The following is a 21,433-nucleotide window of genomic DNA, read 5'->3' as shown; positions in this document are numbered from 1 at the left end:
CTCCATGCATTCTGGACATGTAGTGTCTAGATCATGGAACTGAGCAAGGGCGTCGAGTGGGCGTTGCACACGTGCCTCAACCTCAGTTGGATCGAGGGCGGCGAGGCGAAGACGACGGCAGAGCTCGCGGCGTACTACGACCTGCCGCAGGCTTATCTCAACAAGCAGCTGCAGGCGCTGACCCGTGCCGGCATCCTCTCGTCGACGCCCGGGCCGCGCGGAGGCTTCCGCCTCGACCGAGACCCCGAGCAGCTGAGCCTGCTCGACATCGTCGTGGCGATCGAGGGGCGTGTCGCGGCGTTCGCTTGCGAGCACCTGCTCGCCGACGGCCCCGGCGGCGACGCATCCGTCGACTACGCCCTGACCTGCGTGCTCTCGCAGGCGATGTCACGCGCCGAGCTCGCCTGGCGGCGCGAGCTCGCGAGCAGCTCGCTCGCGGACATCCGGCGCGAGGTCGAGGCGAAGTACCCGCAAACTCCAGGCGCCACGCGGGCCTGGTTCCTCACGGCCCGCGCCGATGGCCGGCGGCTCGCCCGGCGCTGAGGTACCAGGCGTCAGAGCAGTCGCCGCCGCGACGCCACTCGTGTCTCATAATTCTAGACATTTGATATCCAGATAACCGAATGAAAGGCAGTACCGAATGCACACCGCAACCAGCCACACGATCGTGCGAGCCGCAACGGCGGAGACGCTCGCAGACGGCCCAACGAGCACCATCACGCTGCTCGCCGACGGAGAGCACACCGCTGGCGCGACAACCATCAACCGCGCGCACCTCGCCCTCGGCTCGCCCGGAGCACCGGCGCATCGGCACGAGCACGCCACCGAGACCATCTTCGTCATCGACGGCTCACTCGACGTGCTCATCGACGACGAGGTGCACACCCTGACCGCGGGCGACCTCGTCTTCATCGACTCGGGTACCGCCCATGCCTTCGCGCCGACCACCGGCAGCACCGCCGACTTGCTTGCGATATACACCCCCGGCCAGGAGCGCTTCGCCTACTACAGGATGCTGCAACAGCTCCACCTCGGCGAGATCACGCTGCCCGAATTGCAGGCGACCTCCGACCGCTTCGACAACCACTACGTGGACAGCCCGGTCTGGCGCGCTCGCGACTGACCGCGGCAGGTGTGACCGCCCCATGCGGCGGTCGGCCGCGCCCATGTCCTCGCACGATGATGCGCGTGCGACGGGTTGTCAGCAGCGACGGAGACTATGGTCGCCTGCAGCCCAGGCACCAAATGCCAGCACCCGTGGATCGACCACGTCCCTGCCGCCGGCCGCCCGCCGGGGGTGTCCAATAGGGTCGATAGCCCGTCCGGGGAGCTTTCGTGCGTTGCGCGCTCGCGGACCCCACGCGGCGGTCTTGTCGAGTTGCGGGTCTGCGGTCTCTGGGAGAGTGGATTCATGATCGAGATGGACGACGTCTGCGTGACGACGGGTGACGTGACGCTTCTCGCTGCCGTCTCCGTGAGGGCGCGGCGGGGTGATGCTCTGATCGTGCGAGGTCGGAACGGGGCAGGGAAATCGACCTTCTTGCGGGTGCTTGCCGGTGTCCGGAAACCGACGGCGGGGCTGGTACGCATCGGGGGTGCTGACGTGGCTGAGCGGGATGTTGAGTTCCGGCGACGGGTCGCGGCGATGATCGGGCTGCCACCGATGGCCCCTGACCTCACCCTCTATGACCATGTCCTGCTGGTCGCTACTAGTTGGGCGCGCGCACCGGGGACGGCGGTCGCGAACGCACGTGACGTGCTGGCGGAGCTTGGGCTCAGCGGGCTGAGTGAGCGGTTCCCGCATGAGCTCTCGTCTGGTCAGACGCAGTTGTTTGGTCTCGCGATGACCCTTGCCCGCCCTTTTGAAGTGTTGATCCTCGATGAACCGGAGCAACGGCTGGATCCTGAGCATGTTGAGTCGGTGGCCCGCGTCTTGCGCGCTCGCCGCGAGCGGGGCGTAACCCTGGTGCTTGCCACGCACAGCTCAGCACTTGCGGACGGGGTGGGCGGACAGACCGTCTGGCTGGGTGCCGCGGCATGAGCGCACGCTCGGAAGCTGCGATTCGCGTATGGCGCGCACGTGGCGCTCGCACCGTCGGCGACCGCGGCTACGTGGTTTACATGTTTTTCATGGTCACGCTTGTGGTCGCGGCGCCCGTTGCGCGCGCCGTGTGGTCGAGCGCGTTCAGCACGGAAGGCGCTGCCCTGTTCGCGTCCCCTGCGGCGCCGGCAGTGACCGCGCTCGTTGTGGTGTGTGTTTGGGTGGGGGCACTGCTGGTGGGTCGCGAACGTGGCCCCGCCCTGCTTCCCCCGTTCCTCACCCATGCGCTGGCCACAACCGACCTGCCCCGATCGGACACATTCGCCGGCCCGGTACTGCGCGCCGGCGCCGTGGTGACGGCGTCGACGACGATCGCGGCGGGCCTCGTTGCGAGCAGTCTTGCAAGCCGTGGCCTGGCTGAGCCGCTTCATGCGCTGGCGTTCACCGCGGTCGGAGCGGCAGTCGGAATCATCTCAACCGCCTTCTGGCTCGTCGGCCAAGCCTTTTCCCGCGCCGCCATGCCACTGGCCCTTGGCTCGGTGACACTCGGCGCAGCCACCGCGACACTCCCCAGTACACGACCGTTCACCCCCTGGGGATGGGTCGCCCTCGCTTACCCAGGTATCGGTTCAATGTCCGCCACCGCCGCGGCATGCGCGCTCGCCATCGCACTCGCCGCCTCGCTCCCGACGCTGATGAACCGACTCAGTCACGCAGAACTCGCAGCGCAGGCGGCGCGTTGGGATTCCGCCACGATTCACGCCGCCGGCATGGACTTCGGCACCGCCGCCGCGATCTACCAGGGAAGACCACACCGAGGCCGCCGTCTTCGCGCCGTTCGACCGATGAATCGGCTATCCGTGACGTTCTTCATCCGCGACGCCGTCGGAGCGACGCGCACACCGGGCCGCTTGCTCGCCGGCATCCTTGCCCTCACCGGCGCAGGTGCACTGATCGTGCTTACTTTCGCGCCCACAACACCCAGCCTTCTTCTCGGGGCCGTGGCAGGCGTACTTCTGTTCACGGGACTCGGACCCCTCACCGACGGGTTGCGCCACGCCGCCTACGTCGCATCGGACCTCCCGCTGTACGGGATCAGCGACGCGCACCTATTGACGAACCACCTGCTTTTTCCGCTGACCATGACCGCGATCGTCCTAGTAACCGCCGTCTCGGTATGCGCGGCCGTCACGGGAATCGCAGTCGTCCCACCGCTTCTGAGCGCTTTGACTCTCGCACTCCTCAACCTGGTCGCAAGAGTCAGTAACGCCCTTAAGGGCCCACTCCAACCCGCCCTCCTCGCACCCATCCCAACCCCAATGGGCGACCTGGGGGCGGCGATTCGACTCATCTGGGCCATCGACGCAGTGCTCGTGGCGGCGATAGCTGGGGTATCCGCGACGCTCATCCTCCAAACTCCAATACTGCTCGTTGGCATCACAAGCGCGATGCTCGCAGTCGCTGTCCACCGATGGCGTCGGCGCGGATAGCCCCACCGAAGCGCCGAGCCCTGTGGACACCGAAAAGGCGCGCGCAGCAGGACCCATTTGCGTACACCTGTTGGTGACGACGTACCGCGCCGATTGGGCCGGCGAGTGCAGCCCGCCGGCCCTCTCGAGGAGTCAGGACATGCCGTGGAAGAAGCCTCGGATGTCGTCCGCGAGCAGCTGAGGCTCCTCCATCGCGGGGAAGTGGCCGCCCTCGACGTGGTCGGTCCAGCGGTCGACGGCGTTCCAGGGGTCCATTGTGCGGCGGATGAGGGGGTGGGTGTCGAACGCCACCCATGCTGACGGCACGCCCGGGGCGAAGGCGAACGCCAGTTCGGAATGTTCGGACTCGTAGTAGAACTGGGCGCTCGAGGCACCGCTTCGCGTGAACCAGTAGAGGCTGATCGTGGTGAGCAGCTGGTCGCGGTCGACGACCGGCGCTTGGTAGCCGTCGCTGGTCCTGGTCTTGAACTTCTCGCCGATCCACGCGAGCAGGCCGGCCGGTGAATCGGTGAGCGCCGGTCCGATCGTGTCGGGTCGGTGGTTGTGCATCTCGAGATAGCCGCGTTCGGCCGCGCTGACGGCCTGCAGCGTCGCGAGCTGGTGGGCCTCGTCGCCTGTCAGGCCTTCGGGCGCGGGGAAGATGACACCGACCAAGCCGAGCACGGCGCGGTCGAAGCCGAGGTGCGTGCCGATCACTCGCTCCGGGTACAGAGCCGCGAGGCGGCCCGCGATGCCGGAACCGATGTCGGTGCCATGCACCGCGTATCGCTCGTAGCCGAGCCGTGTCATGACCTCGGCGTAGGCATCCGTCGTCCGTGCCAGTTCCCATCCGCCCGACGACAGCGGAGTGGAGAAGCCGAACCCGGGCGGCGAGGGGATGACCACATGGAACTCGTCGGTCAGCAGCGGGATCAGCCGCTGGTACTCGACGAACGAACCCGGCCAGCCGTGGTTCAGCAGCAGCGGAGTGGCGGCCCGGTTCGCTGATCGTACGTGCACGACATGGATCATCTGGCCGTCGACGACAGTAGTGAACTGCTCGTACTGGTTGAGCTTCGTCTCTTGCGCACGCCAGTCGAAGCCATCATGCCAATAGCCGGCGAGCTCCTGAAGATACGACAGGGGGATGCCGCGGCTGAAGTCCCGGGAGTCATTTCGGTCTGGCGAGGGGATAGGCCAGCGCGTGCGGGCGAGTCGGTCGCGTAGGTCGTCGAGGTGAGCCTGCGAGATGTGGATGCGGAACGGCGTGAGCGCCGTGGACGTGTTCATGCCATCGACCATTCCAAGCGATGCGGCAGGATAGCTTCCGCAATCTCCGGAATGATCGAGGACATGCTGGAGACATCGGCCCGCCTGCTCGAATTGCTGTCGCTGCTACAGCTCAAACGTGACTGGACGAGTTCAGAGCTCGCCACCCGGCTCGAAGTGAGCACCCGAACGGTACGTTCCGACATCGGAAAGCTGCGATCGCTCGGCTACCCCGTTGATGCTCGGCCCGGCGTCGCCGGCGGCTATCGGCTGGCCGCCGGCACAGCCATGCCGCCGCTGTTGCTCGACGATGATGAGGCTGTCGCCGTCGCGGTCGGACTGGGTGCGGTCGCGACCTGGAGGCTCGGCGTCGAAGAGACTTCGCTCACCGCCCTCGCGAAACTCGAGCAGGTGATGCCCGCACGCCTGCGACGGCGCGTCGATGCGATACGGGAGTCGACCAGCGTCGTTCCGGGAACCGAACCGCGACCCGATCTCTCGGTGCTGAACGCGGTGGCCTCGGCCATCCGCGGCCATGAACGGCTTCGGTTCGGCTACACCAGGCACGACGGCGGTGTAGGGGCGCGCCACACCGAGCCGCAACGGCTCGTGAGCTGGGGCCCCGTCTGGTATCTGTTCGCATGGGACCTCGACCGTGAGGACTGGCGAGTCTTCCGCGTCGATCGCATCGTTCCGCACCAGCCGACGGGGGCGCGATTCCGTCCGCGCATGATCGCGGAGGACGATCTCGTCCACCACGTCGTCAGACGCATCGTCCAGGCGAGCTGGAAGTACCGCGCACGGGTCTTGGTCCACATCCCCGCCGCCAGGGTCGCCGCTGCGCTCGGCATCCCGGTCGACGTCGAACCGGTCGATGACTCCACATCTCGAGTCGAGCTCGGTTCGGATGACCCCGACGCCCTCGCGCTGCGGATGGCGCAGCTCGGCGCCGACATCGAGGTCGTCGAGGGCGACGAGCTGAAGGTGGCCTTTGAGCGCCTGGCAACGAGATTCAGCCGCGCAGCCGGCAATGACGGTCATTCGGCCAGGTAGCCGGTACGCGGATCGATCTCAGACAGGACCGCACGTATCGCGGAACTGACCACGTAGCCCGCGTTAGGGCCGCTCACCCAGGTGAGGTGAGTCGAGCTGCCATTTCTGACCACGTCAAAGGATTCATCGTCGACGACGACTCGGGCTAGTTCCGTCACGACGCGTTGGTCTCACTCGCGGTTGATCCCTGGCGCGATCGCCGCCGGCGGCCGGCGGTACCCGCGCAGGCGGTTCGTATGAGGATCCTTCAGCGGGCCGATCGCGTTCACAGTGAGCAAAGTGCCCGGGCAGAGGGTGCAGGGAGCTCACATGACCCGCGATCTGCTCGGTCGGTGAGTATCCACCTACGCTCTGCGCGGCGCCGATTCTGGTTGGTTGGACCTGATCACCGGGTGGGCGGCTCGGCGTGGGCACGCGCCTCGCGCGAGGCGGCGACCAGTAGAGCGTCGAGCTCTGGTCCGGTGCAGTCGTGCCCGGCCCCGGCGATCTCCACCAGGCTGGCCTGCGGAAGAAGTGCGCACAACTCCAGTGACGCGCTGCGAGGACTGCGCGCGTCGCCGGTGCCACGCACGACGACGGTCGGCGTTCGGATTGCAGACAGACCCGGACGGAGATCTTGCGCCATCACGGGCAGCAGGGCCGCCGTCGTGGCCGGTCGCCAGTCGTCGAGGAGACGGCGGGCATGGGCGCGACGCTCCGGGTCGGCATCGGGTGCGAATACGGAGTCGAGGAACTCGTCCGCCCAGTCTTCGGCCGGGTGCTCCATCGTGAACCGCACCGCCGCGATGCGCTCTGCAAGCGCGTCGGGGGCGAGGGATCCGCCCCAGCCCGCGTACGCGCCGACGAGAACCAGCCGACCCACCGAGGGGGGATGGTCCCGGGCGAGGAGTAGCGCGATGATCGATCCGAGCGAGAAGCCCGCGACTGCGGGGCCCCGTAGTCCCAGGGCCGTGATGAACCCAGATGCTGCGCCGGCCCAATCCGCGTCGACCCACCCGTTGGGTACATCCTCGGATGCACCGCACCCGGGTGCATCCCACGCGATCACGTCGATGTGCGGGCTGAGTCGCTCGAATTCCTCATCCCAGACCCGAGCGTCTTCGAATGCTCCGTGAAAGAGAACCAGTGGCGCCCCGCGCCCGCGCCGCCGGTAGGCGATGCGCACCGCGCCGACCACGACCTCGGGCATATTCCGAGGGTACGCCTTCGCCCTCGCCTGGAAGCGATACCCATTTTGAGCCTGGAAGGGCAAGCGTAGGCCGCCGCTAGCGAGTGTGAGCGTCGAGTTGCTCACGCCTCGACCAGGGGTTCAGCGCGACGCATGGTGTGCGTCTCGATTGCCTCCCGTTGAACGACTCCGAGTATCTCCGAACGTGGTCGAGCACGATCGTAGACCGAGTCGAATCAACGCGAACGTCGTCCAGCGCACAGGAGGATACCCGTGCAGACCGGGTTCAAATCCGTCCGTCTCCGCCGTAAAACCCCCTGATAAGTGCCAATTTTTTTGGGCTCATGCCCACGTTTCGCCCACATTCGTTGGGGCGCGCAGCCCCACCCGCCGAGGTGGGCTGTCCTCGATCTGTCGAGCGCTATTGAAGACCCGCACTGCTCCCGCCGCGCGCAGCTCGCCGGCATCAGCCGTTGTCCCCAGCCCGGGCCGAACGTCCACATCGGGTCTCTGTCGGCCTGGACGCGCGCCCGCGGTACCACGTCAGCCCGGGTAGCGCCATGGGCTCACTCGACCGCGGGGCGGTCGCTAGCGTCCGCGTCATGGATGACCCGACTGATGACCGTTCGGCCCCCGCAAACGGGACGCGCGCAGCAGGCGTCGGCGGGACCGAACTGCGGGAGGCTGTGGAGGACTACGCGTGTGGATGACTCTCCTGTTCGGGGCCGTTGCGTCGAGCGCATTGATAATCGGCGCGGCCGTCGGCGTCCGGTTCGAACTTCCGAAGCGGCTGCTTGCGATGCTGCTGGCGTTCGCGGCAGGCGCCCTGATCACTGCTTTGAGCTTCGAACTGTTCGAGGACTCGTACGAGCGAGGCGGCATCTGGTTGGCAGCGATCGGGCTGTTCGTTGGCGCGCTAGTCTTCACCGGCCTGAGCGCACTCCTGGACAGGTGGGCGCAGCCCGGCTCGCGATCCAAGCCGGCCGATGAGTACCGGGGAAGTGCGAAGCTCGATACGGACGCCGCGGCGGCTGATCAACCAGCTACCGCCGCGACCACGCGTGGGACGGCGGGGCTCGCGCTGCTGGCGGCTGTGACGCTCGATGGTGTGCCCGAGAACCTGGCGCTGGGCATCGCACTCACCGAGGGCACTGGCGGTATCGCCTTGCTGGCTGCCATCTTCGTCTCCAACTTCCCCGAGGCCTTGGTCGGTGCGGCGTCGATGCGAGAGCAAGGTCGCTCAGCGGCGCAGGTGATCCTTCTGTGGACGGCGTGCGCCGCGCTACTGACGGTCGCGGTGGTGGCGGGCGCGGTCTTCCTCTCCGGCAGCGACCCTGCGGTGGTCTCCCTGCCGCTCGCCTTCGCCGCCGGAGCGGTGATCGCCTCGCTCGCTGACACACTGATGCCCGAGGCGTTCGAGCACGGTGGGCCCGCGGTCGCGCTCAGCACGGCTGCCGGGTTCGTGTTGTCCTTCGTGCTCTCACTCGCGTGACCGATGTTGCTGCTTACATGGTGCCCCCGGACGACGCGGATGGAACGGGAACGAGTTCCGCAAGCGCCCGGATCTGGCAATCGAATTCCGCGTGATCCCGCGGAAGATTGAGCCCCCAGGATGCCCAGCACACGAAGCCAGATCGACCGGCTCGGGGTTCGGTCCGCGTTTGTCCAGTGCTGGATTCGATGTCCCTCGTTGTCATAGTCATCGATCTAGGCGCAGAGGCGCACCAACTCATCGCGGGGCTCGCCGCATGTAGGTGAGGTAGATCACGCGACCGACCGCTGCCCCGACGAGCAGGATGAACGCCAGAACCAAGAGCCAGCCGATGTAGGTGAACGCCATGCCCAGCACGCCGAATCGCGTCGCCGAGTCGGCGAGGAGGGGCGGCAGCACCACTCGTGCGACCAGGCCCGCCAGGGCGAACCCGATGCCGGCGAGCAGGGCACCGGGCAGCAGTTGCCGGAGGCCCACCAACCGGTTGATGACGATCCAGGAGGTCAGCCACCACACGGCCGTCCACAATATGACTTCGGCGAAGAACGCGACGACGGATACCGGGCCGTCGCCGCGCACGAAGATGCGTGTGGCGAGTATGAACCCCAGCCCGACGATCACGCAGACAACCGCAGCCAGCCACCTCCACGCGAACTTGATGCTGATGGTCGGTGTGCCCCAGATCGTGTGAAGGCTGCGTTCCAGGGCGCGGGCGAACGAGGTCGCGGCGATGATGAGCAGCACCGCGCCGATCACACCGGTCGCCCGCAACTCCTGCACCCCGCCGGGCAGCGACTTCTCCAGAATGTCGGCAGTCGCCGCATCCAGTCCCATGTGCTCGGCCAGGATGGGACCACTTCCAGGGTCCAATCGAGACCGTATCGCGCCGGCGACGATCAGTAGCGGCAGGATCGACGTGAATACATGGGCGGCGAGGGTCATCCCGCGATCAACGAGTTGCAGGTTGCCGAGGTCGCGAGCAACCCGCAGTAGGAACTGCCCCGAAGCCGATCTTGCGGCCAACCGCACCAGGCGATTCACAGTCCAACGTGACATGGAGCACCTCGGAAGATCGATCGAGGAAGACGGCGCCCGCCCGTGCTGAGGCTAACACCGGCCTCTTCGCGGACTGGTTCCACCAGCTTCGGGCCCGGTGTAGGGCGGCCGCCTTCGCGGAGGGCTCTTCACGTCCGGGCCGGTGGCGGGGCGCTGCACACGCATCGCGGAATGGGAGCGGCGGGCGGCGTGATCAGGGACTAGTGGGTGAAGGTGGAGACGAGCCCTTCGGTGGGCATGGGTGATTCGAGCGCGTCGAGGTAGGCGACGGCGTCGCGGATGTCGAGAATCAGGCTCTCGGCGAGGTTGCGGCTCAGCCCGTTGCGCACCACGATTCGTTGCACGACCAGGTCGGTGAGGTTGTCAGGCATCGGGTATGCCGGGATAAGCCACCCCTTCAAGCGCAGCCGCTCGGACAGATGGTAGAGGTTCCACTTGTCGGTGTAGCCGGGGCTCAGTTGCCATGCGAATACGGGGATGTCGGTTCCGTCGTTCCAGAGGTCGAACGCGGGCATCTTCGCGATCTCGCCGGCGAGGTAGACAGCGACGTCCTGGGAGGCCTTCTGCACCTTGTGATAACCGTCCCAGCCGAGCCGTAGGAACAGGTAGTACTGCAAGAGCACTTGCGCTCCCGGCCGGGAGAAGTTCAACGCGAAGCTTGGCATGTGGCCGCCGAGGTAGGTGACATCGAAGACCAGGTCCTCGGGGAGGTCCTGGACGGTGCGCCAGACAACCCACCCCAGCCCTGGATACACCAGCCCGTACTTATGCGCGGAGGTGCTGATGGAAGCGACCCGTTCCAGGCGGAAGTCCCACTCCAGCTCCGGCTGAAGGAACGGGGCGACCATCCCGCCAGAGGCGCCGTCGACGTGGATGGGAACGTTCAGGCCTGTCTGGCTTTGGATCCGGTCGAGCGCTTTCGCGATCTCTGCGACCGGCTCATACATCCCGGTGTAGGTCACGCCCATGATCGCCACCACGCCGATGGTGTTCTCATCGACGTACTTCTCCAGCTCGAACCCGTCGAGGCATTTGTGCTCGTCGGTGATAGGCACATATCGTGCCTCCACGTCCCAGTAGTTGCAGAACTTCTCCCAACACACCTGCACCGCGCTGGAGAGAATGAGGTTCGGCTTCTCGGTCGAGAGCCCTGCCGCACGGCGTGCGTGCTGCCAGCGCCGCTTCAGTGCGAGCCCGCCGAGCATGCACGCCTCAGAGGACCCGATCGTCGACGTCCCTATCGCCGACTCGGCGTCCGGGGCGTTCCAGAGATTGGCGATCATCTTCCAGCACCGCGTCTCGATCGCCGCGGTCTGCGGGTACTCGTCCTTGTCGACCATGTTCTTGTCCGCGGTCTCCGAGTACAGCCGGTCCGCATGCGGATCCATCCACGTTCCGACGAAGGTCGCAAGGTTGAGACGGGAATTCCCATCCAGCATCGCCTCGTCATGAACGATCTGGTACGCCGTCTCTGGGAGGCACTCTGCCGGAGGAAGGGTGTTGAGCGGGAAGTCGGTCGCCTCCCCGTCGCGCGCGAACATCGGATTGAGCTGGTTCTGGTCACTGATTCCGGTGAAGGCATGAGCTGGTTCGCCGCGGCGCGAGGGGGTCGTCATGTCGTCAGGATAGGACCTCGCCACCATTCACGTCACTGGGTCCATGAAGTGGCGTCGTTCCGTGGAACGCTACCCTCAGATCGTGCCCCCCGGTCGCAGTGCTCGCCTTCGTCGTGAGGCGTGGGGATTCGCCATCGGCTCCGTCTGCTTCGCGGTCGGAGCCGTGCCGTTCTATGCGGATGGCGTTGGCCCCGTCCTCACGAACGCGACGTTCTTCGTCGGCGCCATCTTCTTCACCCTCGCCGCCCTCATCCAATTGGTCTTGAGCGGACGCCGCCCACCCCGGCGGGGGACCAACCCGGCGGACCGCTGGGACTGGTGGGCAGCCCTCGTCCAGTTCGCCGGAACACTCTTCTTCAACGTGAGCACCACCGAAGCCCTGATCACCGCGATCAACCCGGCCACCCAGGTCGCCAGCGGGTGGCGCCCGGATGCGTTCGGCTCGATCTGCTTCCTCGTCGCCAGCACCTTCGCTGTCATCGCCACACGAGACCGCGACCACCTGTGGGACCCGGCGTCGCGAACCTGGCAAGGTAGCTGGCTGAACATGCTCGGCTCGGTGTTCTTCGGAATCTCCGCCGTCGGCGCGTTCGTCCTCCCCGCCACCGGCGACCTCGCAAGCCTGCTATGGGCAAACCTCGGAACCTTCCTCGGCGCCCTCTGCTTCCTCACCGCGGCCCTCCTCAGCCGACGCACCGCACCGGTCCAGAAGCAGTAGGAGGTCGGTTGCGCTCAGCGTGGCCGTCTCGCCCTCACCTGTCAGCGGGCTCGCGAACCGGAGTCTTCCGGCGCACGCCGGGCGGGCTGCGTGGGCACAGGCCCGGGGTCAGCGAGCGGTGGTGTGCCGAGCGTCAGCGGAGAGCCGGACTCGACGAGCACGGGCGTGCCGAAGTGGCGGATGCTGAGGGCCGCTGCAGCGCCAGGACCAGGTCTGCCTGCTTGACGACCTGCTTGCGGTATCTGCGGAGGCCGCGCCGATCCTGCGCGCGCTGGGCATGCTCCGGCAGTGCCACTTGAAGCGCGAACGGCGCGACCAGACAACACCTAGGCGCGTCGCACCTCGTCGAGGAGGTGGGATGAGAGGACGTTGCCGGCATCGACGGCGAGGCGCTTGATGGGCAGCCCGCCGATCATCAGCCGGGCGGTCGGGTCACTGAGCAGTCCGATCGTGTTTCCCACGGCGTCGAGCTCGCGGACGCGCGCGAGCAGCCGGGGCCCCACGACCGGATGGTCGAGCCACTCCGAAAGCGTCGACTCCGGCGTCAGCTCGTCCACTGCCCCGGACGCGGCGACCTCCACGTCGACGGACGCGATGACGTCGCGCGATGACCGGGCGAAGCGCAGGGCGTGGGTTCCGGCATCCGTCACCCATCCGCGTGGCTCGTCCCAGCGTGCGAGGGCCCGATGCCCGACCTGGATGACGACCTGGGTCGACTCTCCGGGGGCGAGTTCGGCGGTCGCGAATCCGATCAGCTCGCTCGGCGCACGCCGTGCGGGCGCGGGCGGTGCGCCGAGGTAGAGCTGGACGACGTCGCGGGCGGTGAAGGCGCCCACGTTGCGGACGAGAAGGGAACACTCCCACCCCTCCTCCGTCGCGCGGACGGCGGGGTCGGAGTACGCGAACTCGGAGTACGTCAGTCCGTGACCGAAGGGGAACGCCACGTCCCGTTCGAGCTCGTCGTAGCCCCGGTAGCCGACGAAGATGTCCTCGCCGTAGGCGCCGCTCTCGGTGGTTCCCGGGAAGGACAGGTGGCTGGGCGTGTCCGACAGCGCCAGCGGGATCGTTTCGGCCAGACGCCCCGACGGCGAGACGGCGCCCGTGAGGATGCGTGCCAGCGCCTGGGAGACTCCCTGACCGGCCAGTCCGGGGAGGATGATCGCGTCGACCTGCTCGCGCCAGGGTTCGAGGTCCACGACGCCGCCGGCGATGCAGACCACGACCAGAGGCGTGCCCGCGTCGACGAGCTCCTCGAGCAGGCGAAGCTGGGCGTCCGGGAGTGCGAGCGTGGTGCGGTCGTAGCCCTCGCTCTCGGCAGCTTCTGGCAGCCCCACGACGACGATGCCGACATCGGCCGCGGAGACGGTCGCCTTCGCTCGGGCGAGTGCGTCGGCATCCGTCGTCACTCCATCGTCCGCGTAGCCGGGGGAGTACGTGACGACACCGCCGCGCGCGGCGGTGAGCGCAGCGACGAGGGGAGCGGGCGGCTGTGCAGCGTTGACGCCGGCACTGCCGCCGCCCTGGAAACGAGGAGTCTGGGCGAAGGCGCCAACGACCGCCACTGTGGCATCCGACGGCAGTGGGAGGACACCGCGCTCGTTGCGGAGCAGGACGGCGGCGCGTTCGGCCGCTTCCTCCGCGAGCGCTGCCGTGTCGAGAGGGGCGGTGGATGACTCGCCAGTGCGGTCGTCGCCACGTGTAGCGGCCGCCGCCTTGCGGGAGAGCTCGACGATGCGCTGGGCGGATGCTCGCACCGCCGTCGCGTCGAGGGTGCCGTCCTCGACCGCGGCGAGCACGAGCGCGTCGGAGGCGCCCGACGTCGAGGGCATCTCGAGATCGAGGCCGGCGGCCAGCGCGGCGACACGGTCGTCGACCGCGCCCCAATCCGAAACCACCACTCCGCCGAAACCCCACTCGTCGCGCAGCACGTCGGTGAGGAGCCATCTGTTCTGCGTGGCGTAGGTGCCGTTGATGCGGTTGTACGACGCCATGACGAGCCAGGGCTCGGCCTCTGTCACGACCTGCTCGAAGGCGCGGAGGTAGATCTCGCGCAGCGCCCGAGCCCCCACGTCGGCGCTCACGCGCATGCGGTCGGTCTCCTGGTTGTTGGCAGCGAAGTGCTTGACGCACGCGCCGATACCCGTCCGCTGCACCCCGCGCACGAACGCGGTCGCGAGCCGGCCGGTCAGGTGAGGGTCCTCGGAGAAGTACTCGAAGTTGCGGCCACCGAGCGGGGAGCGCTTGATGTTCATGCCCGGGCCGAGCAGCACCTGTGCGCCGGCCCCGCGTGCGTCGAGGGCGATCGCCTCCGCGACGCGGGCGACCAGGTCGGGGTCCCATGTCGCGGCCATCGCCGAGAGTGTCGGATAGCACGTCGCGGCCACCTTGCCCGCGAAGAACGGCAGGTTCATCGCCAGCCCGTTGGACCCGTCCGTCAGTTTGACGGGCGGGACGCCGTGGGCCGGAAGGGCGCGGGTGGTGTCCATATCGGCGCCGGAGAGCAGGCTCGCACCCTGCTCGAGGGTGAGGCTCGGCTCTGCGGCGGTGGTCTCGTTCACAGCACACCCGCTTCGATCATCTGCAGACGCTCCTCAGGATTATGGATGTTCCAGCGGCGGGGGCGCGGCGGATCCGCGTCGGCGGGTCGATAGGCGCACTCGAACCGGTGCGCGCCCTCGCCGACCTCGATCGGCGCGGCCTGCGCCGAGGGGAGGACGATCTCCGCAGTGACGCCCGGTGGCACGTCCACATCGACGAAGAGGCGCCCGTCGGCACGCCGCCACTGTACGCCGATCAACCCGAAGGGCGAGAGGTGTGCCGTGGACGCCGACTCGAGGCCGCCGCCCGGCTGAGGGGCGACGCGCACCCGCGACCAGCCCGGCTCCAGCAACTGCAGCCCACCGACAACGCGGTGAAGGAAGTCGGCGACGGCGCCCAGCGCGTAGTGGTTGAAGGATGTCATCTCACCGGGATTCACCGAGCCGTCCGGGAGCAGGCTGTCCCACCGCTCCCAGACCGTCGTCGCGCCCATCGTCACGGGGAACAGCCACGACGGCGTCTCCGTCTGCAGGAGGAGGTGATACGCGGTGTCGGGGTGACCCGTGGTCGCCAGGGCGTCGCAGACGAGCGGCGTGCCCACGAAGCCGGTCTGGATGCGGTGGTCGCCCTCGCGGACGAGTTCGGCCAGACGAGCACCGGCCGCCCGCCGCTGGGCGTCATCCCGCAGCAGATCGAACATGATTGCGACCGAGAGTGCGGTCACGGTGTCGCTGACGACGAGGCCGGCGGGCGAGACATAGTGGTCCCGGAACGCCGCGACAGCACGGTCGGCCATGCGGCCGAGATCGGCTGCGGCATCCGTCTCTCCGATCAGGTGCGCCGCCTCGGCCGCCAGGCGCGCGGACCGCGCGTGGTAGGCGGTGGCCACGAGACGCGGATCGGTGCGGGAATCGCCCGGGCGGTCGGGCGGTGCCGCGGGGTCGAGCCAGTCGCCGAGCTGGAAGCCGGTGCTCCAATGCCCGGTCTGCCTGGTCAGGGCGTGAACCTGCTCGACCCACGCGCGCATGCTCGCGAACTGCTCGCGGAGGATGCCGACATCGCCGGTGCTGCGATACAGCGCCCACGGCACGATGACCGCGGCGTCGCCCCAGGCAGCGGCGGGATCGCTGGGGAACCCGCAGTCGATCCACGGATGGAAGTTCATGACCGAGCCGAACTCCGCCTGCTCAGCGGCGAGGTCGCGCAGCCAGTTCTGAAGCACCCCGACAGAGTCGTACAGATATGTCGCGACCGGCGCGAAGGCCTGGATGTCGCCGCTCCAGCCCAGCCGCTCGTCACGCTGCGGGCAGTCGGTGGGCAGGTCGACGAAGTTGTCGCGCATGCTCCACACGACGTTCTGGTGGAAGCGGTCGAGGAGCGGGTCGCTCGCCGAGAACCAGCCGGCGCGGGGCATGTCGGAGTGGACCACGAGTGCTTCCGCCGAGAGGAGCGACCCGCCGGCCGGCAGGCCTCGCACCTCCGCGTAGCGGAAGCCGTGGAGCGTGAACCGCGGCGTCCAGATCGACGGCTCGTCGCCTCCCGGAGTGTAGACATCGACGGATGCCGCGCTGCGCAGCGGGCGCGTCGCCAGTTCGCCGTTCTCGAGCACCTCGGCGTGATGGATCTCGATCGGGGCGCCGCCGGAGCCGGCGACGCCGATGCGGACCTTGCCGGCGATGTTCTGGCCGAAGTCGATCAGGATGCGGCCATCGGCCCGCGTCACCATGTCGGCGGGGGTCAGGACGTCGACGACCCGGACCGGGGGACCGGTGGGGGATTCGAGGGTTCCGGTCGCGGCGTGTGGTGGGAGGATGCCGGCCGCAGTCCACCCCGCGCCGTCGAAGTCGGGTTCCGACCAGTGCGCGATCTCGAGGCCGGCATCGTGCGACTCGCCCTCGTAGAGCCCCGTGCTCGTGATGGGAGAAGGCGCCCACGACCAGGTGAGCGGAACCGTGCGGCGACCGAGGTCGTCCTCGACCTCCAGCTGCACCAGTGCTGCCACGTCGGTGCCGTAGTTGTCCCACAGGCCGCCGTTGAACCCGAGCCGCCCGCGGTACCAGCCGTCGGCGAGCCAGACGCCGACGGCGTTCGCCCCGGACTGGAGGAGCGACGTGACATCGTGCGTGCGATACCTGAGGCGATGGCGGTAGCTGCTCCACCCGGGCGCGAGCACGTCGTCGCCCACGCGGCATCCGTTCATCTCGAGATCGAAGACGCCGTGCGCCGTCGCGTAGACCCGGGCGAGACGGACCTCGCCGACCACGTCGAAGGCCGCCCGCAGCAGGTATGCAGGTCTCGCCCCGTCGTGCGGGGCAGCGGTCGATGGGCTCACCCAGTCCGCGGTCCAGTCCGTGCTGGTGAGCAGGCCGGCCTCCACGCGGAGCGGCTCGCTCCACGCCGTAGGCCCGTCGCCGTCGGCGTCCCACAGCCGGACTCTGACGTCGGCGGTCTCGCGCGAGGCGAGGGGACGGCTCGGCCAGGACCGGAAATGCGACGCGGTCGTGTCGACCCGACCGGATGTCGTGATGTCGCCGTTGCCGTGACAGATCTCGATCTCGTACGCGGCCTGCCTGGTCGTGGCTCTCCAGCTCACGCGGGGCTCGGTCGAGCCGATGCCGAGCGGATCGTCGAGGTGCTCGATGCGCAGGTCGGTCGCGGTCATCCCTTCACCGACCCGGCCGTCAGACCCTTCATCACACGCTGGTTGAGGAAGAGGTAGATGGCGAGGGTGCCGATCACGTTGATGGAGATGGCGGCGAAGGTCGGCCCGTACTGGATCTGGCCGAACTGGCCGGTGAAGTTGAGGAGCCCCACCTGGATGGTGCGCAGGTCGTCGCTCGTCGTGAAGGTGAGGGCGATCAGCAGGTCGTTCCAGATGAAGAAGAACTGCACGAGCGCGACCGTGAAGACGGCATTGCGCACCAGCGGGAAGCCGATCGAGAAGAACGTGCGGTAGATGCTGGCGCCGTCGAGGGTCGCCGCCTCGAAGATCTCGCGCGGGACGCTCCGGAAATACGTCGCCATCATGAAGACGGTGAGCGGCAGGCCGATCGCGGTGTACGTGATGATCAGCGGCCAGAGCGTGCCCGTCAGCCCCGTACGGAAGTACATCGTGAACAGCGGGAGCAGGATCATCTGCCCCGGGATCATGATGCCGACCAGGAAGGCCAGCAGGACCGGACCGCGTCCCTTCCACACCATGACCTCGAGCGCGAACCCGGCGGCGACGCCGAGCACGATCGTGAGGAAGAGCGAGGGGAAGACGGCCAGGATGCTGTTGCGGATGTAGACGGCGAGATGCCCGACAGTCCACGCCTCGACGTAGTTGCTGAAGTTCGTCCAGTCCTCGGGGAGCGCCCAGGTCGGGTTGTTGAGGAACTCGTCCTGGGTCTTGAGCGAGCCGGTCAGCATCCAGAAGAGCGGGTAGACCACGACGATGAGAAGGATGCCGAGGATGATCCACATCGGCACCTTCGCCAGTGCGCGTCGCACGCGGCCGGGGTGGTGAACGGTTGAAGTCGTCATGGCGGCTAGTCCTTGGTCAGATCGCGGCGGTTGGACTGGAAGATGAAGATCGTCACGACCAGGCACAGCACCGTGAGCAGCAGCGCGATCGTGCTGCCGAACCCGTACTCGCCATAGGTGAACGACGTCTGGAACATGTACAGGGTCAGCGGCGTGGTGGTGTTGCCCGGCCCGCCGCCGGTCAGCGCGAGGATCGAGTCGAACACCTTGAGGGTGCCGTTGATGCTGAAGATGATCGACGACAGCAGCACCGGCAGCGACAGCGGGATCACGATGTGCCACACCAGGCGGAAGCCGGAAGCGCCGTCCAGCCGGGCGGATTCGAAGATGTCGTCGGGGATGTCGACAAGGCCCGCGTAGAGCAGCACGGCGTAGAACCCCATCGACCGCCAGAGGTCCATGAAGATGATGACCCAGAACGCCGTCGCCGATGACGCGAACCAGTCGACGGAGGCGATGCCGAACACGTTGAGGATGTCGTTGACCAGCCCCTGCACGGGCGCGATCTTGAAGAGCTCCTGGAAGAGCAGGGCGACCGCCACCGTCGGAAGGACGACAGGGAAGAACGCCAGAGTGCGGATCACGCCCGAGGCCTTGCGCAGCCAGAAGACGTAGATCAGGGCGAGCCCGTAGCCGAAGAGCACCTGCAGCAGCGTGAGGACGACGGCGTATCTGATCGTGAACCACAGCGCGTCTCCGACCTTCGGGTCGGTGAACAGCTGGGCGAAGTTGTCGAACCCGACGAAGGTGAAGCCCAGGATGGGGTTGCCCTCGAACACCGTGTACCCGAGCGACCAGAAGATCGGGACGAGCATGACGAGGGTGTACACGAGCAGGGCGGGGCCGAGCAGGATGGTGATGGCGCGCCAGTCGCCGAGTACGCGGTTCACGTGGTGGTGCTTTCCGTTGGGTGATGACTGTGGCCGGGCGAGGTCTCGCCCGGCCACAGCGGGGATGCTGCTACTTGAGGTCGGCCTGGACGAGGCCCATGAACTCCTCAGGGGTGATCGCACCCGTGACGAGCTGAGACGCGTTCGACTGGCTCGTCGTTGCGGCCTTGGCGTCGAACAGCGCCTCGAACCACAGCACGCTCTGCTCGGTGGCCGCGATCTTCTCCTGGATCATCTCGGTCAGCGGCGGCAGGCCATCGACCGGCGTGTTCGTCGCGAAGCCGGTGATGACGCCCTGAGACCCGAGGGACTCGGAGCCGAAGTTCTCGGCGATGCATCCCAGCCATGCTGCGGTGTCGTCGTCGAACGTCGCCTGCGACATCGCCAGCGGCACGCCGACATTCGCGGCGAGCTGGTCGCTGCTGCCGGCGCCGCCCTCGACCTCGGGGAACGGCATGAAGCCGATGTTCTCTGCGCCGATCTGGTTCTGGGCCTCGTCGTTGAAGTTGGCGAGGATCCAGCTGCCCATGTAGAACATGCCCGCCTGCCCCGTGAGGAACTGGTTGACGGCCGTCATGTAGTCGATCGATCCGACCGAGGGGCCGAAGTAGCCGGCTGCACCGAGCTCTGCCACGGCGGCGGCAGCTTCGACGTACTCCGGGTCGGTGAGCTCCGCGTCGCCGTCGGCGACCTTCTGCAGCGCGTCGGGGCCGAGCGAGCGGTACAGGTAGTTGCCGACGAGGCGCGTCAGCGGCCACCCGTCCTGACCGTCAGCCGAGAACGGGATCACGCCGGCGTCGTTGAGCGTCGCGGCGGCTTCGGTGAGCTCGTCCCACGTAGAGGGCTCCTCGATGCCGAGCTCGGCGAAGAGTGCCTTGTTGTACCAGATGCCCTCGACGTTCAGCTCCGTCGGCAGCACGAACACCTCGCCGCCGTAGAGCGCCTCGATCGTGGAGCGAGCGGCCGGCAGGATGTCGTCGGCGGCGCCCAGCTCGTCGAGCTCGGCGGCGATGTCGACGAGCTTGTCGCCCGTCTGCAGGTCCTTGGCGACCTGAGGCGAATTGCCGCTGGCGAATACCGACGGGAGTGCGTTCTGACCTGCGAGGAGCTGGAGCTGCTGGTCGTAGCTCGCCTGCGGCTGGGTGCTGACCTTCAAGGGGAGAGCGTCGTTCTCGTCAGCGCAGCTGTCTTCGCTGAGCGTGGTGAGGGTGTCCTGGATGCTGGTGTTCTCTGCGAACGAGAGGTACGAGAACTCGCTGGGAGCGGCTGCCTCGCCGCTGCCGCCACCCGCACACGAGGTGAGTGCGAGAGTCGTGACGCCGATCGCGGCGCCGAAGAAGGCGAGGCGGCTCGCCTTGGTACGTGCTGTGGTCACAGTTCCTCCTTGAATGCGGCCTCAATTGAAGCGCTGCAATCGACAGTAGGAGCGGCGTTGAGGGCGGCAAAGCCAGCACGGCATGGCATCTTCGATAGCGGTTATCGACCGATTCGATACCGGCTTCGCCCTCGTTCTGAAGCGCTGCAATCCTGTGCGTAGGATCGTGGGGTGATCTCGACGACCATGAGGCGGCGGCCCGCCGATGCCGTGGGGATCGACGACGTCGCGGCGTTCGCCGGTGTGTCCCCCTCGACGGTGTCGAACGTGCTGAACCATCCCGAGCGGGTTTCACCATCGACTCAGGAGAAGGTGCAGCGGGCGATCTCCGTACTCCGCTACGTGCCGAACGGTGCGGCGCGGTCGCTGGCTGCAGGCGGCAGTCGCACCGTCGGCCTCGCGCTCTCCGATCTCGGCAACTCGCTCTTCGTCGACATCGCGCAGGGCGCAGAGGCGCACGCCGGCGAGTTGGGCGCGTCGGTGATCCTCGCCAACAGCGGAGGGGAGCTCGAACGCGAGAGGCGAGCGCTCGCGGTGTTCGAGCAGTCGCTGGTCCTCGGGTCGTTGCTGACGCTCAACGACGCCCAGCACTTCCGCGCGATCGCCTCCCGAGCTCTCGGCCGCACGCCGCTCGTGATGCTGAACTATCACGACACCTCGGCGCAGTTCTGCAGCGCCTTCATCGACAACGCGTTCGGCGGGCAGCTGGCGACGAAGCACTTGTTGGATCAGGGGCGCCGCCGTCTGGTCTTCGTCGGCGGGCCGGGCTCGTTGCAGCCCGTCGCCGATCGCCGCGACGGCTTCCTGCGCGCCCTCGCCGAGGTCCGGCTCGCGCCCGTCGATGCCGTCCAGCCGGAGTGGATCAACCGTGCCGACGGCTGGAACGTCGGTCGGGCTCTGGCCCCGCGCGTCGCCGCGGGTGAGATCGACGGCGTGGTCGCGGCATCCGATCTGCTCGCGGCGGGCATTCTGCAGGCGTTCGCCGAGTCACCCGGGATCAGCCTGCCCGACGACGTGAGCGTCATCGGGTACGACAACAACCAGGCTGCCTGGGATGCCCCGGTGCCGTTGTCGACGATCAGTCAGCCGGGCGAGGAGCTCGGAGCGACCGGCATCCGGTTGCTGATGCGAGAGCTCGAGGACGCCGACCACGAGCACGAGGCCGTCCGGCTCGTGCCGACGCTGGTCGAGCGTCGCAGCACGCAGCGCTGACGTGCACGCGG

The 21,433-nt window shown here is 67.7% G+C and carries 17 protein-coding genes; 8 read left to right on the top strand and 9 right to left on the bottom strand.

Annotated features, from left to right (window positions below):
- Positions 1-33: 33 nt before the first annotated feature.
- The 4 genes from B2K11_RS14150 (at position 34) to B2K11_RS14135 (ending at position 3,531) form a co-directional block, all read left to right on the top strand.
- A complete protein-coding gene (locus B2K11_RS14150) occupies positions 34-543 on the top strand; it encodes an Rrf2 family transcriptional regulator (protein WP_204260138.1) in 510 nt (169 codons plus the stop codon).
- Positions 544-640: 97 nt separating this feature from the next.
- Positions 641-1,123 (top strand): cupin domain-containing protein, encoded by a 483-nt coding sequence (locus tag B2K11_RS14145; protein WP_163618995.1) that lies wholly within the window; start codon positions 641-643, stop codon positions 1,121-1,123.
- 288 nt (positions 1,124-1,411) lie between these two features.
- Entirely contained in the window at positions 1,412-2,041 is a 630-nt protein-coding gene (locus tag B2K11_RS14140; RefSeq protein WP_163618993.1) for an ABC transporter ATP-binding protein, read from the top strand.
- On the top strand, positions 2,038-3,531 hold the full coding sequence (locus tag B2K11_RS14135; protein WP_163618991.1) for a hypothetical protein: 1,494 nt from the start codon (positions 2,038-2,040) through the stop codon (positions 3,529-3,531). Before B2K11_RS14140 ends, B2K11_RS14135 begins: the two co-directional genes overlap by 4 nt.
- Before the next feature lie 132 nt (positions 3,532-3,663).
- Here B2K11_RS14135 and B2K11_RS14130 read toward each other — a convergent pair whose 3' ends face one another.
- Positions 3,664-4,800, bottom strand: coding sequence for an epoxide hydrolase (locus B2K11_RS14130; RefSeq protein ID WP_163618990.1), 1,137 nt, complete (start codon positions 4,798-4,800; stop codon positions 3,664-3,666).
- Between B2K11_RS14130 and B2K11_RS14125 the strand changes: the two genes are divergently transcribed.
- On the top strand, positions 4,762-5,832 hold the full coding sequence (locus tag B2K11_RS14125) for a YafY family protein (protein WP_204260137.1): 1,071 nt from the start codon (positions 4,762-4,764) through the stop codon (positions 5,830-5,832). The genes B2K11_RS14130 and B2K11_RS14125 overlap by 39 nt on opposite strands.
- 385 nt (positions 5,833-6,217) lie before the next feature.
- Here B2K11_RS14125 and B2K11_RS14120 read toward each other — a convergent pair whose 3' ends face one another.
- Positions 6,218-7,021: an alpha/beta hydrolase gene (locus B2K11_RS14120; RefSeq protein WP_163618988.1), complete on the bottom strand. Its 804-nt coding sequence runs from the start codon at positions 7,019-7,021 to the stop codon at positions 6,218-6,220.
- Between the two features lie 679 nt (positions 7,022-7,700).
- Between B2K11_RS14120 and B2K11_RS14115 the strand changes: the two genes are divergently transcribed.
- Positions 7,701-8,492 (top strand): zinc permease, encoded by a 792-nt coding sequence (locus tag B2K11_RS14115; RefSeq protein WP_163618986.1) that lies wholly within the window; start codon positions 7,701-7,703, stop codon positions 8,490-8,492.
- Positions 8,493-8,729: 237 nt separating this feature from the next.
- Here the strand turns inward: B2K11_RS14115 and B2K11_RS14110 are convergent, their stop codons facing one another.
- Together B2K11_RS14110 and B2K11_RS14105 are read right to left on the bottom strand one after the other, a co-directional pair.
- A complete protein-coding gene (locus tag B2K11_RS14110; RefSeq protein WP_163618984.1) occupies positions 8,730-9,434 on the bottom strand; it encodes a YhjD/YihY/BrkB family envelope integrity protein in 705 nt (234 codons plus the stop codon).
- A gap of 314 nt (positions 9,435-9,748) precedes the next feature.
- Positions 9,749-11,089, bottom strand: a complete 1,341-nt coding sequence (locus tag B2K11_RS14105; protein ID WP_239526068.1) for a glutamate decarboxylase — start codon at positions 11,087-11,089, stop codon at positions 9,749-9,751.
- Positions 11,090-11,246: 157 nt separating this feature from the next.
- Between B2K11_RS14105 and B2K11_RS14100 the strand changes: the two genes are divergently transcribed.
- A complete protein-coding gene (locus tag B2K11_RS14100) occupies positions 11,247-11,882 on the top strand; it encodes a YrhK family protein (RefSeq protein ID WP_163618980.1) in 636 nt (211 codons plus the stop codon).
- Between the two features lie 326 nt (positions 11,883-12,208).
- Here B2K11_RS14100 and B2K11_RS14095 read toward each other — a convergent pair whose 3' ends face one another.
- The 5 genes from B2K11_RS14095 to B2K11_RS14075 form a co-directional block, all read right to left on the bottom strand.
- Entirely contained in the window at positions 12,209-14,440 is a 2,232-nt protein-coding gene (locus tag B2K11_RS14095; RefSeq protein ID WP_163618978.1) for a glycoside hydrolase family 3 C-terminal domain-containing protein, read from the bottom strand.
- Positions 14,437-17,082, bottom strand: a complete 2,646-nt coding sequence (locus B2K11_RS14090) for an alpha-L-rhamnosidase (protein ID WP_163618976.1) — start codon at positions 17,080-17,082, stop codon at positions 14,437-14,439. Before B2K11_RS14090 ends, B2K11_RS14095 begins: the two co-directional genes overlap by 4 nt.
- On the bottom strand, positions 17,079-17,945 hold the full coding sequence (locus B2K11_RS14085) for a carbohydrate ABC transporter permease (protein WP_163618974.1): 867 nt from the start codon (positions 17,943-17,945) through the stop codon (positions 17,079-17,081). Before B2K11_RS14085 ends, B2K11_RS14090 begins: the two co-directional genes overlap by 4 nt.
- Before the next feature lie 5 nt (positions 17,946-17,950).
- On the bottom strand, positions 17,951-18,835 hold the full coding sequence (locus tag B2K11_RS14080) for a sugar ABC transporter permease (protein WP_163618972.1): 885 nt from the start codon (positions 18,833-18,835) through the stop codon (positions 17,951-17,953).
- 70 nt (positions 18,836-18,905) lie between these two features.
- Entirely contained in the window at positions 18,906-20,210 is a 1,305-nt protein-coding gene (locus tag B2K11_RS14075) for an extracellular solute-binding protein (protein ID WP_163618970.1), read from the bottom strand.
- Between the two features lie 171 nt (positions 20,211-20,381).
- Here B2K11_RS14075 and B2K11_RS14070 point away from each other — a divergent pair, with 171 nt between their 5' ends.
- Entirely contained in the window at positions 20,382-21,422 is a 1,041-nt protein-coding gene (locus B2K11_RS14070; protein ID WP_239526067.1) for a LacI family DNA-binding transcriptional regulator, read from the top strand.
- The last annotated feature ends 11 nt before the right edge of the window (positions 21,423-21,433 follow it).

The sequence above is a fragment of the Microbacterium sp. B35-30 genome (genome assembly GCF_010634855.1).
GTDB lineage: Bacteria > Actinomycetota > Actinomycetes > Actinomycetales > Microbacteriaceae > Microbacterium.
The sequence above is the reverse complement of the archived record's forward strand: the minus strand, read 5'-3'. Positions and strand labels throughout refer to the sequence as shown.